Source organism: Actinoplanes sandaracinus, from assembly GCF_030009775.1.
GTDB lineage: Bacteria > Actinomycetota > Actinomycetes > Mycobacteriales > Micromonosporaceae > Actinoplanes > Actinoplanes sandaracinus.
Map to the genome: position 1 here is coordinate 1 of NZ_JASCTH010000065.1, position 15630 is coordinate 15630.

Sequence of the window (15630 nt, forward strand, 5' to 3'; positions counted from 1 at the left end):
GGGGTCTTGATGCCGTGGCCTGCGCTTTCGTAGCCGGAGTCGGCCAAGGCGGGCAGGTTCAGCTCGGCGGCGGGCCAGTTCAGCGCGGCGGTGACGCCGGGTTCGCGGGCGCAGTTGGTGTCGTGCAAGTGCCCGGGCATCGCCGCGGAGGTCCAGATCGGCAGGCCGTGCGGGCGCATGACGGCTTGGATGTTCGCGCCGAAGTCACGGTGCTTGCCGGAATACCAGGCGTCGATGGTCTCGCCTTTGACCGGCAGGGTGGTCTCGGTCAGTCGGTCGCCGTCGAACAGCTTGCCGTCGAGGATGACGTACGACCAGCCGTTGTCGGCGACCCGTTTCAGGGCGGTGTGCAGGTCGGTTGCCTGGGCGGCGAGTACGGCGACGCCTTCGTCGCGGTAGCGGTACGCGGTGGCCCGAGAGACACCGAATCCGGCGCCCAGCAGGGTGAGGTCTTCGGCTTTGCGGAACCAGATGAGTACGAGAAGTGCTTGGTAGAAGCAGGTCAAGGCGCGGGTGTCACGCCGGGTTCCCCGGGTTCGGCGTTCAGCGGCGAGCAGCCGGCCGAGGTACTGCACGAGTTCCCTGGGAACGTCGATCATGGCACGGTATGCGATCACGCGGAGTCCTCACCGTGTAGGTGATCTTGTGGTGAGAACTCCCTACCGAGGGCTCCGCGCCCCTTTCCAGCACCGTCCGATCTCGCCGCCTTCGCCCGTGTCGCACCAATCAACACATTCGCGTCGCTGAGATCAGCTCACTGGGGTTATCCCCGCCGAGCGCCCGGCGGGATTCTTAGCTTATTACGCGAGAGGCGCTCGGCTGGGATAACCCCAGCCGAGCGCCTTGTTAAGCTACTCGGTACCTTTTATGACTCGTCGTTCAAGACTATTTTTTCCCCGTTTACTTCAAGAACCATTACTTTCTTGTCCGGCAGAAATAGACGTCTCACCGCTTGGCTTACACCTGCACCCTCCAGGTATGTCCGCGCTATGACGATCGCCTCCTCCACCGTCTCAATCTGCTCTTCTCGATCGTAGGCTGCAAGGTGCGTGGACCATTGGCCGTCAAAGGTGAGGACGAAGATGCCCGTGCCGGGTGTTGAAAGAACTACCTCACGGCGCTCTCCCTCCTCGTCACCTTTCCTGTGCGGCTGAATTTTTATGTGCAGGATTCCGTCGTGTTCGTGCGACGTGACCGAGAGGCGGTTGGTTTTACTTATCCGCATCGCGGTTTCGCTAATTTCGGTGAAATCTAGTTCATCTGCTGAATCTGGCATCACCGATCAGTCCTCTCTACCAACGCTTCCACCAGTCTCGCCCGGTACCCCGGTACCAGTTCGACCAGCCGCCGTACCGGCGATCGACGTGGACGTGATAGCGGAAAACCCACTGCTTCCGAGGGCTGAGCCTCCTCCAGTGCTTTTTAGAGGGCCCCGCAGAGAATCTGAACAGGTTGTATTGAGGGGGGCCGCCCCCCTTGCCGATACGGAAGTAGTTGTTCTTCTGGATCTTTCTTCCAACGTACTTGAGACCGTCCCACGACTTCCTGCCGACGTACTTGGCACTGCGTGCGCACCAGCTGCGGCCCAACTTGCAGGCGGCCGCTGCACCCCTCAGCGCGATACCGATCCATTTGCCGGTGATGTCCTGCTTGTTGGTCGGGTCGGCGCAGGCGTAGTCATAGGCGTTACAACTTCCGCCGTAGACCGGATCGACCTGCAGGAATCTGCCGGTGGTGGGGTTGTAGAGCCGGACACCCATGAGGATGATGCCGGTGGGGGTATCGGCCGCGCGTTGTTTGACGCCCAACCACCCGTAGCGCTGTTGGCCGATCTTGTCGGAGTCAGCGGGGTTGCCGTATTCGTCGGTGCTACTAGTCGTGGTGAGGCCGGCGTCGTTGTTGGTGATGGTGGCGGTGATGTCGCCGTGGAGGTTGCTGATCTGCCAGTTGATGCCGTTGTTACTGGCGATGCCGGCCATGTCGGTGATGCCGGCGATGGCGGTGGTGTAGGTGTTGTTGCCTTCGTCGGTCCAGGTGGGGTTGTCGGTGTCGTCGTCGTAGTGGTGGGTGCGGGTGACGTTGCCGGCGGTGGTGTCGGTCCAGGAGCGGATGCGTTCGCCGGTGACGTCGAGGGTGTAGTTGGTGGTCCGCCCGGCTTGGGTGATGCTCTTGACCAGGTCGGTGGTGTGGTAGTCGAGGGTGACGTTACCGCCGTTGGGGTTGGCGGTGTCGGCTGCCGGCAGGACGGTGGTGCGTCCGAGAGCGTCGTAGGTGTAGCCGCCGGTGATGCGGTCAGCACTGTCGTAGCTATAGCTGGTTGATCCGGTCGGGTTCTCGACGAGGCAGTCCGAGCTGTCGCTGCGGTAGGTGTGCTTCTTGGTGCGGTTGCTGGCTTTGTCGAGGTCGTACTTGCGGATGTCGCAGATGCCGTCGCCTCTGCCGGTGACGGTGGTGTAGAACAGCCGCCCGGCAGGGTCGTAGGAGAAGACCTGGGTGGCGAAGGGATCGTCGGTCCAGCGTTTCTGACCATGGACGTTGTTACGGGCGATGTCGTAGTAGACGCTGCAGTCGTCCCGCCCGCAGCCAGGGCGCTCGTAGTTGATCGCCCGCTCGGTGCCGGTCTCGTCGTACTCATGGGTGACCGTCATACCGTTGGGCCAGGTCTCGGCCACGACAGCGCCGTCGGCGTCATGGCGTGCGGTGAAGGTGCCGCCGGCGAGACTGTCGGTGATGCTGGTGAGCAGGCCGCGGCGCTCGTTGCCGGCGTCGAAGCCATAGCTGCGCGTGCCCTTGCCGTTGCTGGTGGTGACCACGCGGCCGAGCAGGTCGTAGCCGGTGGTGGAACGGTTGCCGTCGGCGTCGGTGTAGCCGATCTGCCGGCCGAGAGCGTCATGCTCACGCACGACCTCGCCGGTCACTTTCCCGTCCACGACGGACTGGGTCCGCACGAGAACGCCCGTAGCCGCGTCATAGACGTTGCGTTCGACCGGGACGGGCGTGCCGAGCCCCGTAACGGCCGTCTCCTGGATGCGACCGGCACCGTCATAGCTGAAGCGTTTGGTCCGCAGCACCGTGTCGCCGGCCTTCTCGACCTCGGTGACCGGCTGGTTGAACATGTCGTAGGTGGTCACAGTCGCCGGCAGGGCCGGTCCGCTGTCCGACTGTCCGCCGGATTCCACCCGGCAGGGCAGGTTCGCCCAGTGCGGCTTGTTGTCGCACTCGCCGCGTCCGGATCCCGCGCCGGCCTGATAGTAGATCGTCTTGCGGGTGGACGGGGTGTCCCCGCTGTCGCCGCCGCGCGGTGCGGTGGTGGCCACGACCAGACCGGCCTCGTTGTAGCGGGTCCGGGTGGTCAGGTTCGGCCAGTCCGGGCCCACCGTGCTGCTGGTGGGCTGGCGCAGTTTCCAGTCGTACCCGGTTTTGGTGACCCGGGGTTCGATCTCCTGGGTGCCGCGGTCGTCGGTGAACGACAGCGAGGTCGTCACGGTGGTGGGCAGGTTGAAGGGCCCGCCGTCGGTGGGTGCGCCTTCGTCGTAGCGGGTCGCGGTGTGTTGGCGGCCGCGCAGCCAGGGTCCGGGGGTGACGACTTCGTGTTCGGGGCCGTAGGTGTCGCGCAGCTGCTGGCCGTCGGCGGAGTACACGTTGAGCGTCGACAGCTCGTATGCGGCCTGGGCCTCCTGCTCGGCGCTGTCATTGCCGGCAGCGTCCAGAGCACGGCGCAGGTTCCCCGCGCCGAGTTCACGGACGATGTTGCCCCACTTGTCGTACCAGGTCGCGGTGAGGTAGTCACCGGGAGCGGCGGTGTTGACCTTGCGGCCGTTGGCGTCGACGTAGGTGATGTCGGCACGCTCGTAGGAGCTGGGCAGCTTACCTTCGGACAGGTTCCCGTCCGGAATCTGGTCGGGGCCGAACACGGCGGTGGCCTCGACCGGGTGCACGGTCTGGCCCCACCGGCGGGTCAACTCGGCAGACAGCGTGTAAGGCGCACCATTACCGGCAGTCGGGACCTGATATGCCAGCGAGTACACCGCCGTACCGGCGCCCAGCGCCGACCGCTTGACCTGATGCAGACGGCCGACACCCGGGTCACCGGGAATCTGGCTGTAGAACAACTGCCACGGCTCCTGCCCGGCCGGGCGCAGCTCGGACAGCACCCCACCGGCGCCGTCGTAGCGGTAGGTGTCGGCGAGGTGTTTGCCGTTGTCGTAGTCCAGCCGCGGATCCCATACCGAGCGCAGCCGGCCGGTGTTGTCGTAGTCGTAGCGGGCCAGGGCCACGGTGGCCATCTTGTCGGCGCCCGGGTCGAAGGCCGTGAAGGTCACTTCCCGCAGCCGGTTGGTGTAGTCGCCGAACTGGCCTGCCTCGGCGCCGGAGGCGGTGGTGGCAGTCGCGTAGTGGAAGTTCAGCGCACGGCAGCCCTTGACGACACCGTTGCTGCAGTCGACGCCGGCCGGGGCCGGGGCCAGCATGCGGGTCGGACGCATCACCGTAGCGCCGTCCAGGGTGACCTTCTCCCACGACAGGGTCGTGGACTGTCCGCTCCCGGGAAGGTCGACCCCTGTGGGCAGGTATTGCCCGGCGGGGGTGTCGCCGGACCGGGTGAAGGTCACCACGGTGCCGTCGACATTCTTGAGGGTGTACCGGTCCCCGGCACTGGTGTATGTCAGCGTCAGATCTTCGGCACCGAGCTCGGACTCGAAGGTGGCACCGGTCGCGGTGGTCCTGTCGCGGGCGAAGCCGACGCTGTCACCCTCGGGCAGGCCGACCTGCACCAGCGACCCGGTCACCGTCAGAGCGGTGTACGGAGACTCGGCCTCGTCGACAACGACGGCGGAGGTCCAGCCGGGACCGAACATGGCGTCGACCTTGCCGGCCTGCCGGGAGGTGTAGGTCCGCGACAGCGTCAGGTCGCTACCGAAGGCGTCCACCGACACGTCGGAGTCCGACACCGTGAAGTTGCCGGTCAGCAGGTTCACCGACCCGGGGCCGATCTCCTGGCTCGCTGCGGACGCCCGGTCACGGTCGAAGTTGAACTTCACCGTGCTCGACGTCCCGGCACCCGCTCCGGTGAACACCGCCCGCAGCTGCACGGGGCCGTCCAGCGGGTCGGGGCCGGCCTCGGCGTCGTTGAGGGTCCGGGCCACGTCCCAGTTCAGCCGCGCCGGCTTACCGCCGGTAGCGGGCAGCGGCCATGTCACGGCCCCGCCGCCTTCGGTCAGCGCCACGTGCGCCTGCGGGACGTTCTGCCAGCCGTCGGCGTCACCGCGGCGCCACTGGTACTCCACGCCGGCGGCGTCGCTCTTACCGGCGCCTTCCAGGGTGGTCAATCCCGCGATGAGGTCACCGTTGGCGGGCTTTGTCACCGCGCCCGCACCGACCTGGAACTCGTACTTGGCCACCGGGGACCGGTTGCCCGCCCGGTCGACCGAACGCACGAACAGGGTGTGCGGGCCGTCCGAGCCCGGGACGATGTTGGCTGTCGCCGTACCGCCGAGGTTCGCGGCGTTGACGCGCTGCGTCGGCGGGTTGACGTCCAGCCCGTACTCGAAGGCCGCAGCATCGCCGACGCCCGCAGCGTTGAAGGTGAAGTCGCCGGCCTTGTTGGCGGCGCCGCCCCACGTGCCGGCCGGGTACGCGGTCGAAGTGACGGCCGGCGCGATGCCGGGGGCGTCCTTGTCGACGGTGAAGTCACAGAACGACGACCAAGCGCTGTCCACCGTGCCGTCGTTGGTCATGACCCGCCACGCATAAGAGCTGTTGTTCTTCAACACTCCGGCCGGGATGGCCGCGGTCAGCGTCGAGCCGGACGCTGCCAGTCCGGTGGTCGTTCCACCAATTTTGTTGACGTTGCCGGCGTTGTCGATGGCGAACCACTCGAAGGACGCCTTGACCTTGCTGCCGTCAGGGTCGGACACCACGGCCTTGAGCTGCGGTGTCTCGGTGTTGATGTACGGCCGGTGACCGCCGGATACACACGGTACGCTCGGCAGCGTCGACCGTGCGCCGATGGTGGGGTACGAGTTGTAGGTGACCTTCGCGTACGGCACCTGAGCGGTGTTGTCGGCGTTGCGGGAGCGGAACTCTTTCCACTGGCTCTTGTCGGCCTCGTTCGCGGCGCGGATACCCATGTGGGCCCGGTTGGCGTTTCCGGTCGCGGCACGCTGGAAGAAGTTCTTCGCGTCGATCGACACCCAGCCGTCACCACAGGTCGTGTTGAGACCCTTGGTCTGCGTGGAGGTGGCTTCCTTGGTCAGCCACTTCGGCTGGTTCGCCCACCGGGTGTCCGCGTTGGCGGGGTCGGTGGTCCAGATCTCCCACGGCGTCTGCGCACACGTGGTCGAGTACCAGTTGTAGAAGTGAGCACTCGCCGCGGTGATCTGCTTACCGCGCAGCGCGCTGCTGTCCCACTGCACGAACGAACGGGACTTCTTCGGGGTGGCCTCGGTGGTGACACCCAGCCGCAGGTAGTCCGCCCCGCCCTGGTCCGCCGTCGACCTCTCACTGACGGTGGTGTCGAACGTGGTCAGCAGCTTGTTGATCTGCGGGTCGATCGTCACCGGATACTTCGTCGCCGGATCGGTCAGCCACTTCACATCCGGCGTCAGCTTCAACGTGGCGGGGCCGGCCGGAGCAGGAGTCGCGTTCTTGGCCGACGCCTTCGCCTTCGACTTTGTCTTCGGCTGCTCGGCGGTGACCTCGACCTGCGTCACCCGGGCCGGGCTCTCCCCGTTCGGTGCCAGCTGCGCATCCCACATCAACGGGGTCGGCACCGACGCGACCTTACGTCCCGCCGAGTCCTCGACAGCCAGGCTGCCGGTGGCGTCCTCGTCGACCGCGGCCACCCGCGTGCCCGACAACGGCACCAGTACCTCATCCAGGTGCGGCACCGCCGCAGGCGACTTGGCCACCACGAACTGCTCGAAACCCGAACGGGTGGCTTCTACCACCAGGTCGGTGTCCGGCAGCACGTCGCGGTAGGTCGCCTTGTTTCCGTTCAGCAGCGGCGGGGGCAGCGCGCCCTGCCAGCCCAGCGCCACTCGGTCCGTGCCCGTGCCCACCGATGCCAGCTCACCCGACGGCGACGCCGCCCGGACGCCGGAGACTTTCACCTCGAGCGGATGTGCAGCCGGAGCCACCGATCCGTCCGCCTGCGGGCGCAGCGTCAGGTCGACGGGTACCCAGCCGCCGTCGCGGCGCACCCGCACCACGCCCGCCGCCACCGTCGCCTCGACCTGGCCCTCCGGCAGCGCGAAGAACTCCGATGTCTCCGACGTCAACCCGCTGATCCGCACCCGCTTACCGGTCAGCCGCGCGGTAACCAGCGCCGCCGCCTCATCCGGACGCTCCAGTGCCTGCTCCGCACCCTGCTGCGCCGTAGTCGGCGCTGCAATGGCTGGTCGAGGCTTTGCCACATCGAGCAGCGTCGCGGTCAGCGCCAGAACCAAGCCGGCGGACAGTGTCTGTCCTGAAGGCCCTCGAAGGACCGCATCGAACCAGCGGACGCAACCCCGCCCTGAAGTTTGAGATTCCATCACGAACTTTCTGTACGTTCCCCCATTGATGAAACGAGGGCACTATAACGATCGTGATGACGCTAAAGATCATCTATGTGGCGAGGATCACGTTCACACGAGTCGCGAACCGCAATGAATTGACAATCGTTATCTCAAACATAAATCACAAAAACGGCTAAACCAAATAATGTTTCACCAGTTCTTGTTTTATCCGTCTTATCACCTTGTTACTGAAGTCCGGACATAGCCGATGACGGTGCGCGAGCTTTCCGCTGGGCGGCAATCCGACAGCGCAAGGACCTGGCCACTGCGTACCCTTGACCTACTCTTGACCCATCAGGTCGGGTGACTTCGGGAGTTTACGTGACTGCCAGCCTGGGTGCTCCTTTTTTCTCGTCCGAAGGCTTCACAGCACTGGTCGTAGCCATAATTGGAGCGTGGGCAACATTTGTTGTTGGAGTGCTGAATTATCGACGGCAGGGACAGGTACTCCGCCTACAGCGGGAGTATCAGGGTCGCCAGAACGAACTAGCGTTCTCCGCCCAGGTCACTGATCGATTTACGAGAGCGATCGGGCAGTTGGGAAGCGAGAGCACCCATGTCCGCATGGGCGGAATCTTTGCCGTGGAGCGGATCGCTCGGGATTCCCCGGACGATCGCCAACACATCGTTGATACGCTTGCTGCTTTTGTTCGGGGCCGTTTACCCGTAACGAGCGTGGGAAACGGTGGGTATGTTCCGATCATGCAGTTGCGAGCGCCGGATGTTCAGGCCGCCTTGACCGTCCTGTGCCGCTCGCCCCTGGCCGACGAGCGCGTCTCCTCGCTGCAGCCGGGCCTTCTCGATCTATCACGCACGGATCTCCGACGAGCAAACCTGCGCGGAGCGAGGCTGGATGCGGTCAATCTGTGGGGCGCCAGGCTGGAAGGGGCCGACCTTCGAGGGGCGCATCTGGTCGACAGCATCCTCAAGAACGCCAATGTTGGCCGGTTCGATACCGGCAACGAGGCGTTCTTGCGCGGAGCTGACCTTAGCTTCGCCGACCTGACGGGAGCCCAGACCGACGGTATCAACAACCTTGACATGGCCGTAACCGACGGTGTGATCGGACTGCATCGATGAACCCGGTCACGAACTCCCCCACGCTGCACAAATAGGTGTCGACCGCCACGTGCAGGCATCCGGTTGACGGTCCGTGGCGGTTCGGGGTAATGGTTCGCCGTTCAGGCTTTGAATGAGTGAAGGCTGGCCAGGGCCAAGGTCTGTTCGGCGTCGTACTCTCTGAAGGTGCTGACCGGCTGGAATCCCAGGCGGGCCGCGAGTCTGAGCGAGCGCGCGTTGGCTGTCTGGGTCACGAGGATGACCGGCTGGTCGGGGAGTTCATCTGCAGCAGCGCGCAACGCGGCGATGGTGGCCTCGAACGCCAGGCCGGCGCCCCACGCGTCGGGCCGCAGCAGGTAACCCAGTTCCAGTTCTTCGCCGCCTTCGGTGACGTGGCCGGGGAGCTCAGCGGCCCGGCGTTTGAGCTCCACGGTTCCGATGAGGTCGTCGGTGGCCTTGTCGGCGATGACGAAGCCACCGGGATTTGGGGTCGCGTTGGCTGCGCCGCCGATCTCGTCAAGGCGCTGCTCGACAGTCTCCCGCAGACGCGGGCCGCCGAGGTAGCCCCAGACCTGCGGGTCGGTCTGCAACTCGATGAGCCTTTCTCGATCGGCGTCGCGGGCCTTGCGCAGCAGCACCCGGTCCGTTGCGATCTCGACGGCGGACAGCATCGATAGCTGGCTCATGTAGCCCCTTCTTGCTGGACGCGGCGAGGTTCATCAGATCATGTCACCGCAACGTGGACACCATCGGCGATGCGCCCGATGCCGGAGTGGCTGTGGCTGGTCGTGACTAGTGCCTTGAACAGGAGAGACAATTGCCCATGGCACGGCACGATCGTCCACGATGATCATCCGCGACCCTGCACGGCCGCCGTCCGCTCACCGACGAACGCGGGGACTCACCCGCTTTGGCTGGCTGCGGCGCCACAACACCATCCGCCGCCTCTCGGGACTCGGTCAGCGATCCCCGATCACCTACGAACGGGCCACAGCGACATCAAGCGGAGGGCGTCTGGCCCTGGGCCCAACGCGGCATCGCCAACATCGCCGTCCACGGCGTCGACCGACCACGACTCCACGCCTGCCGGCAACAGACCGACCTCATCGCCGGCCTCCTCACTTATGGGGTCAATGCCACTCGCACCTTGCGGAAACCACTCCCGTGTGCGGCCTTGCCGGGCGGACCCGATCACGGTCTGCGGCATCGGGACCTGCGCATTTTTCTATGTTCTTTCACGGGAGCATCAGTCCTTTGCGGACATTTACCAAGCGGGTTCTGACAATCGGTGCCGCCGCGATCGCCGTCGCCCTTTACTCGACCCCCGCCCAGGCGCACTTCACCTACAGCAGCTACAGCGGCAACCAGGGCCAGGTCAACGGAAGCCACAATTACCTCACGTTGTGTGACCTTCAGGCCGACAAACGCGGCGTGCGTATCGAATACCGGACGAACCGCGGCGGCTCCGACCACGTAGGCGACGCCAACGGCCACGAGTCCGGATGCGGCAGCGAGTACACCTATGACGGTGGCGTCGTCACACGCTGGCGCATGTGTGAGGCATCCTCCTGCGAGGCCTGGCGCACCGATCTCTGAGCTTTCGCTCTATTGAGCCGCTGAAATGAGACGACCACCTGGTCTTTCCGAGAGAATATCGGAATAACGGGTGGCCGAGTCAGTGAACTGATTGATGCCCGCACCACGGAAAGTCGCAGCACGGACCGTCGGTCAGCACGCCTCTTCTCGCGGGTCTGGCCGGACGTGCCGACCACGACACCATCACCACTCTCCATGGCGCACCGATCACGGCCATCACCAAGGATTGACGACGCAGAGCGCTGTCGCTCCAGCGGCGAACCCCGACATCGACCCCAGCCATCGTGCTCGCTGAGGGCGCTCCGGGGGAACTTCGCGTATCGGCCCGCACGCGCCCGGCCCATGGTGTAAGCAGGTCAATGAAGGACCTGCCGACATCATGGAGGGCCACCGGCGATGACCCAGCCAAGGGCAGGACGATACGAAGACCTCGACGTGGTTCAGGAACAGCCGCTGCCATGGCGCGTACCCAGCGTGTATGTGTCGATCAACGGCGGTGCGGCCCGCAGTTGCAAGGTGACCCGGCATCCCGGGGACCTGCTCGGCCTGGAGCTTCCCGGCGTCCGTGTCGCACCGGGCAGTATCGCCGAGATCCAGTGGACCCAGAACGGCCTCGGCGCGTACGTCGCCGGCACCATCGTCGACACCCCGATGGGAGCGGCCCGCGGTGTGTACCTGCGCGTCGACGAGTCGGTCACCCGTATCCAGCGCCGCCTCGGAGTCCGCGTCGAGGTGCAGGTCCCGGTGGTGATCATCCTGCCCTCCGGACGTATGGTCCCCGCCCATACCGAGGACATCTCCGTCGGCGGCACCCATCTGACCGTGGACCTCTCCCAGATCGACGGGCCGGCCATTCGTCAACTCGCCGAGGAAATCGTCGTCGGTGAACATCTTGTCGTTGAGTGCCAGTTCCCCGACGGGCTCGCCCGGTTCTCCGCCCTGGTGGCTGACGTCGGCCACGAGCCCGGCGACGCCCGTCTGCGGTTCGTCGACGTCGACACCGGCACCGAAGAACGACTGGCCTCGTTCCTGGCCGGCGCTCAGCGCAAGGCCGCGGCCCGGAAACGCAAATCCGGGGCCGGCTAGAGCGACCGGACGTCGCGCGGTGGGAACAGGCCGACCGGCACGACCGTCTCGCCTCACCGTCCGGCTAGTTGATCAGCCTGGCGCGCGGGACCCCCCGAGCGATCCCGCGCCGTTGGGGCCACGTGTCAGTTGTCGAAGTAGAGCTGGGCTCCAGCGCACCCGTACGGGCAGTGCAGTTCGGCCCGGTAGTTCGCGGGCGGCCAGCCCACATCCCACCTGTTGTGTTCGGCCCCGTGGAACTTCACGTCGCGGAGCAGTTCCACGCCGGTGTTGACGTTCCGGATGACGACGAACGAGTTGATCGGGTCCTGTTCATCGGACGGCAGGTCTGGTGCCGACGGGGGGATGCCCAGTGTGGCGAAATGCGGGTTCGCGCCGCTGCCGACCCAGATCGACGCGGTATTGCACCCCCATTTGTTGCTGGCCGAGACCCAGCACGACCTGTCGGCCATCGCGGACGCGGTGGCCGGCTGCTCCGCCAGCAGCGTGGCGGCCAGGGCGGCCACGGCCACGCCGGCGAACCGCCTCATGATGTGCCTTCTCCTGTGCATCGAGGTTGCCCTTCTTGACGTTGCGTGTGGTCCGTCCCAGCGTCAGGCCTCGATGTCCGGGGAGGAAGAACTTTGGACGAATTTGGACGCCGGCCCTCGACGCCATCACCGATGGGCCCGTTATAGGACAGATGGCGTGAAGTGTCTGATGGGTGACCACCGTTGGTGATGGGGTCGCTAGCCTCGAACACTGAGACATCGACCCGGATCACGGGGGTAGGCGATGCCGCTGTCAGGGGACCCGGTGGCCACGCCGGCAGAGGTGTTCACGACATTGCCCGACCCGGGGCAGGCGAATAGCCCTGCCGATCTCGTCGACCGGCTGCGCCGGCTGAAGGTCTGGGCCGGTGATCCCTCCTACGAGACGATCAAGGACCGGGTCAACGCGGCCTGGACCGCGGCCGGAAGGCCGGCCGGTGAGCTGACGCGCAGGTCCACCATCGCGTATTGCTTCAAGCCCGGCCGGCGACGGTTGGACATCGACCTGCTGGTCGCCGTGGTCCAGGCGCTGCACCCCGACACCGGGTATGTGACGGCCTGGCGACAGGCGCTGCGCGTGATCGGCGGGGAGATCGAGGCGGCGTCGCAGGTTTGGGTACAGGACAGTCTGCCGCAGGATCTGGCCGGATTCACCGGCCGCAGCGGCGAACTCGACCGGCTGCGCCACGCGGCACGAGCCGGGGAGGCGGTGGTGATCTCGGCGATCGAGGGGATGGCCGGGGTCGGCAAGACCCGACTCGCCGTCCACGCCGGGTACCTGCTGATCCGGGAGAAGGCGGCCGAGCGGGTGTTGTTCGTCAATCTGCGCGGCTTCGACCCCGACCCGGCCCAGCCGCCGGCCGACCCAGCCGCGGTCCTGGACGGGTTCCTGCGCCTGCTCGGGATGCCCGGCCAGCAGATCCCGCACGATCTCGACGCGCGCGCCGCCGCCTACCGCGACCGCCTCGCCGGCACCCGGACCCTGGTGGTGCTGGACAACGCCGCCACCACCGCACAGGTCCGCCCGCTGCTGCCGAACACCCCGAGCTGTCTCACCTTGGTCACCAGCCGGCGCAGCCTGGCCGACCTGCACCCCGCGGTCCACCTGTCTGTGGACGTGTTCATCCCCGACGATGCCCTGGCATTCCTCACCCGGGCCGTACCCGAAACTCCCGTCGGCCCTGATCCGCACGCCGCGTCCCGGATCGCCCGGCGCTGCGGCTACCTGCCCCTGGCCCTGAGCCTGACTACCGGGCACATCCGCGGCACACCCGGCTGGACGTTGACCGACCATGCCGACCGGCTCGACGAACGCCACCACCAGCGGCGCCTGGACACCGGCGTCGAACTCGCTCTCGCCCTGTCCTACCAGCACCTCCCCACCGACCAGCGGCGACTGCTGCGCCTGGCGGCCTTACACCCCGGCCAGGACCTCGACGCCTATGCCGCCGCTGCCCTGTGCGACACCGACGTCGCCGTCGCCCAGACGCATCTGCAGAACCTGTACGGCAACCATCTGCTGCAGCAGACCAGAGCAGACCGATATACCCTGCACGACCTGGTCCGCGCCTACGCCACCGGCCGGGCCAGCGACGAGGACCGGCCCCCTGAGCGCCGTGCCGCCCTCACCCGGCTGTTCGACTACTACCTCGTCACCACCGCCGCCGCCATGGATGCCCTGTACCCAGCCGAGAAACACCGCAGACCGAGAATCCCGCCCGCCGGCAACCTCACCCCCACGCTGGGAAGCGCGGCGAATGCTCGCAGCTGGCTGGACACCGAACGACCCACCTTGGTCGCCGTGGCCGCGCACACCGCCAAGCACGGCTGGCCCCACCACACCACCGGACTGACCACCACCCTGTACCGCTACCTCGACGGCAGACACCACGCCGACGCCCTGACCATCCACGCCCACGCCCTCGACGCCGCCCACCGCACCGGCGATCCGGTGGGACAGGCCGACGCCCTGACCAACCTCGGCGCGACCCACCTCACCATGGGCCGATACGGGCCGGCCACCGAGTACCTCCAGCAGGCCCTACATCTGTTTCAGCGAACTGACTCCTCTATCGGGCAGGCCCGTGCCCTGGCGAACCTCGGCGCCGTCGCGGAGCGGCTCGGTCACTACTGGCCGGCCACCGAACATCATCAGCAAGCCCTGATCCTGCGCCGGCGTGCCCAAGACCGCACCGGCGAAGCCTCCACGCTGGACGACCTCGGCATCATCCACGTCCGCCTGGGTCGTTACCAGGCGGCCCGCAACCACCACGAACGTGCGTTGACCATCTGCCGGGACCTCCACGACCGCGGCGGAGAAGCCCGCTCCCTGTGCAACCTCGGCGTGGCCGAACTGCTATCGGGCCGTTACGAGCCGGCCACCGGCCACCTCCAGCAAGCCCTGAGACTGTTCCGCCAGCTCGGCAACCGCACCGGCCAGGCATGGGCTCACGACAGCCTCGGCACGCTTCAGATCCGCCTCGGGCAACCAAACCAAGCCACCGAGCACTACCAGCGGGCACTGGCCCTACACCGCGAGACTGGCGGACGCCACGGTCAGACCTGGGCTCTCAACGGTCTCGGTGAGGTGGCCCTCGCCGCTGGCCGCCCCGGCGACAGCCTCGCCCACCACCGAGCGGCCCACATCATCGCGGTCGACACCGCCGACCGTCACCAGCAGGCCCGCGCCCTCACCGGCATCGGCGACGCCCATCACGCCCTCGGCAACCCGGCCCTTGCCCGCGAGCGCTACCAACAGGCCTTCGCCCTCTACACCGATCTCGGCCTGCCCGAAGCCGACCGGATCCGTGCTCACCTCACCGCTCTGGACCTCACCGCGGCCGGCTCCGAACAGCAATAGCGATGTTGCCGGAGGCGCCTTCAGGAAAGGCCACTTCTGTGCGGGAGACCGGGAGAGGGCTCCATTACCGCCCAGGTGACCGACATCAGCTCCCCGTTGGCTTGCGACGTCTGTTCCACTCTCCCGCCGGTACGTTCGACGATGCACGACCGTGGGCGGAAGGGTCGGGCGACCGGTCTCCACGTCACCATGGAGACCGGCCGCCCGACCCCAACGATCAGGTCGCGTTCGCGTCGGAGGCGACGGCCGGCAGCTCCGCGAAGTAGTCGCGGAGCATGGCGATCCGCCCGTCACGGAGGCGGAAGATCTGCACGATTGACATCATCGTCCGCCGGCCGTTGACCTCGTCGAAGGCGACGTCGATCTCGGCGATGAACACGTCGGGGTCTGCGGTGTCGTGCAGGACGACGGAGGACAGGTCCACGTTCGCCGTACCCTGCGCAGGGAATTGCTGATGATACGCAGCGGTTCCCGACCGGATCGCCTCGCGGCCCACCAGGCGTCGGTACAGCGGATGACCCTCGGGAACCAAGGGCGCGTCGAGCACGCCGTCTTCGGTGAACATCGCGGCGATGGCATCCGGATTCCGGGTGATCGCGCCGGCGTATACGTACTGCTCGAAGAGTTGCTTGTGCGTCAGATCCACTCTCCAGTTTAGCTGCCGCCGTTGCGAGTGCCGGCGCTCAGGGCGAGCCGACACAAAGAACTGCCTCCATGAACCCGCCGCTGCGCCTACCGGTGAGCCGCCTACCGAGCCCATGCCACGGCCGGAACCGACCAACACCGTTCCCGGCCGGACCTTAAGCAGGGTGGCTAAGTGCTTGGGTTCGTAAATTCTTCGGGGGTTATGCGGCCAGGGCGTGTGCGGCAGGCTGGGTATTGCAGCCGGCGGGTTGCTGGAGGTTCTGCTCTTTCTGTTCGTGTCGCTCGATCCGGGTCATCA

10 protein-coding genes are annotated in these 15630 nt (G+C 66.4%); 4 read left to right on the top strand and 6 right to left on the bottom strand.

Going from position 1 to position 15630, the window contains the following annotated elements:
* The 3 genes from QLQ12_RS46110 to QLQ12_RS46120 all read right to left on the bottom strand — a co-directional run.
* A partial coding sequence (locus QLQ12_RS46110) for a transposase family protein (protein ID WP_282767433.1) occupies positions 1-617 on the bottom strand: 617 nt, incomplete at its 3' end.
* Positions 618-865: 248 nt separating this feature from the next.
* Positions 866-1279: a type III secretion system chaperone family protein gene (locus QLQ12_RS46115; RefSeq protein WP_282767434.1), complete on the bottom strand. Its 414-nt coding sequence runs from the start codon at positions 1277-1279 to the stop codon at positions 866-868.
* A gap of 13 nt (positions 1280-1292) precedes the next feature.
* Complete coding sequence (locus QLQ12_RS46120) at positions 1293-7445, bottom strand: RHS repeat-associated core domain-containing protein (protein ID WP_282767435.1); 6153 nt, start codon at positions 7443-7445, stop codon at positions 1293-1295.
* A gap of 432 nt (positions 7446-7877) precedes the next feature.
* Here QLQ12_RS46120 and QLQ12_RS46125 point away from each other — a divergent pair, with 432 nt between their 5' ends.
* Positions 7878-8636, top strand: coding sequence for a pentapeptide repeat-containing protein (locus QLQ12_RS46125; protein WP_282767436.1), 759 nt, complete (start codon positions 7878-7880; stop codon positions 8634-8636).
* 101 nt (positions 8637-8737) lie between these two features.
* Here QLQ12_RS46125 and QLQ12_RS46130 read toward each other — a convergent pair whose 3' ends face one another.
* The gene (locus QLQ12_RS46130) at positions 8738-9301 is read right to left on the bottom strand and encodes a GNAT family N-acetyltransferase (RefSeq protein ID WP_282767437.1); all 564 of its coding nucleotides are present in this window, start codon (positions 9299-9301) and stop codon (positions 8738-8740) included.
* 541 nt (positions 9302-9842) lie between these two features.
* Between QLQ12_RS46130 and QLQ12_RS46135 the strand changes: the two genes are divergently transcribed.
* Positions 9843-10211 (top strand): hypothetical protein, encoded by a 369-nt coding sequence (locus tag QLQ12_RS46135; protein WP_282767438.1) that lies wholly within the window; start codon positions 9843-9845, stop codon positions 10209-10211.
* Positions 10212-10607: 396 nt separating this feature from the next.
* A complete protein-coding gene (locus QLQ12_RS46140) occupies positions 10608-11297 on the top strand; it encodes a PilZ domain-containing protein (RefSeq protein ID WP_282767439.1) in 690 nt (229 codons plus the stop codon).
* Between the two features lie 125 nt (positions 11298-11422).
* Here the strand turns inward: QLQ12_RS46140 and QLQ12_RS46145 are convergent, their stop codons facing one another.
* Positions 11423-11827 carry a hypothetical protein gene (locus QLQ12_RS46145; RefSeq protein WP_282767440.1) on the bottom strand — a complete coding sequence of 135 codons (405 nt, stop codon included), beginning with the start codon at positions 11825-11827 and terminating at the stop codon, positions 11423-11425.
* Between the two features lie 244 nt (positions 11828-12071).
* Here QLQ12_RS46145 and QLQ12_RS46150 point away from each other — a divergent pair, with 244 nt between their 5' ends.
* Positions 12072-14687, top strand: coding sequence for a tetratricopeptide repeat protein (locus QLQ12_RS46150; RefSeq protein ID WP_282767441.1), 2616 nt, complete (start codon positions 12072-12074; stop codon positions 14685-14687).
* 217 nt (positions 14688-14904) lie between these two features.
* Here QLQ12_RS46150 and QLQ12_RS46155 read toward each other — a convergent pair whose 3' ends face one another.
* Positions 14905-15471, bottom strand: a complete 567-nt coding sequence (locus QLQ12_RS46155; protein WP_282767442.1) for a nuclear transport factor 2 family protein — start codon at positions 15469-15471, stop codon at positions 14905-14907.
* Positions 15472-15630 lie beyond the last annotated feature (159 nt).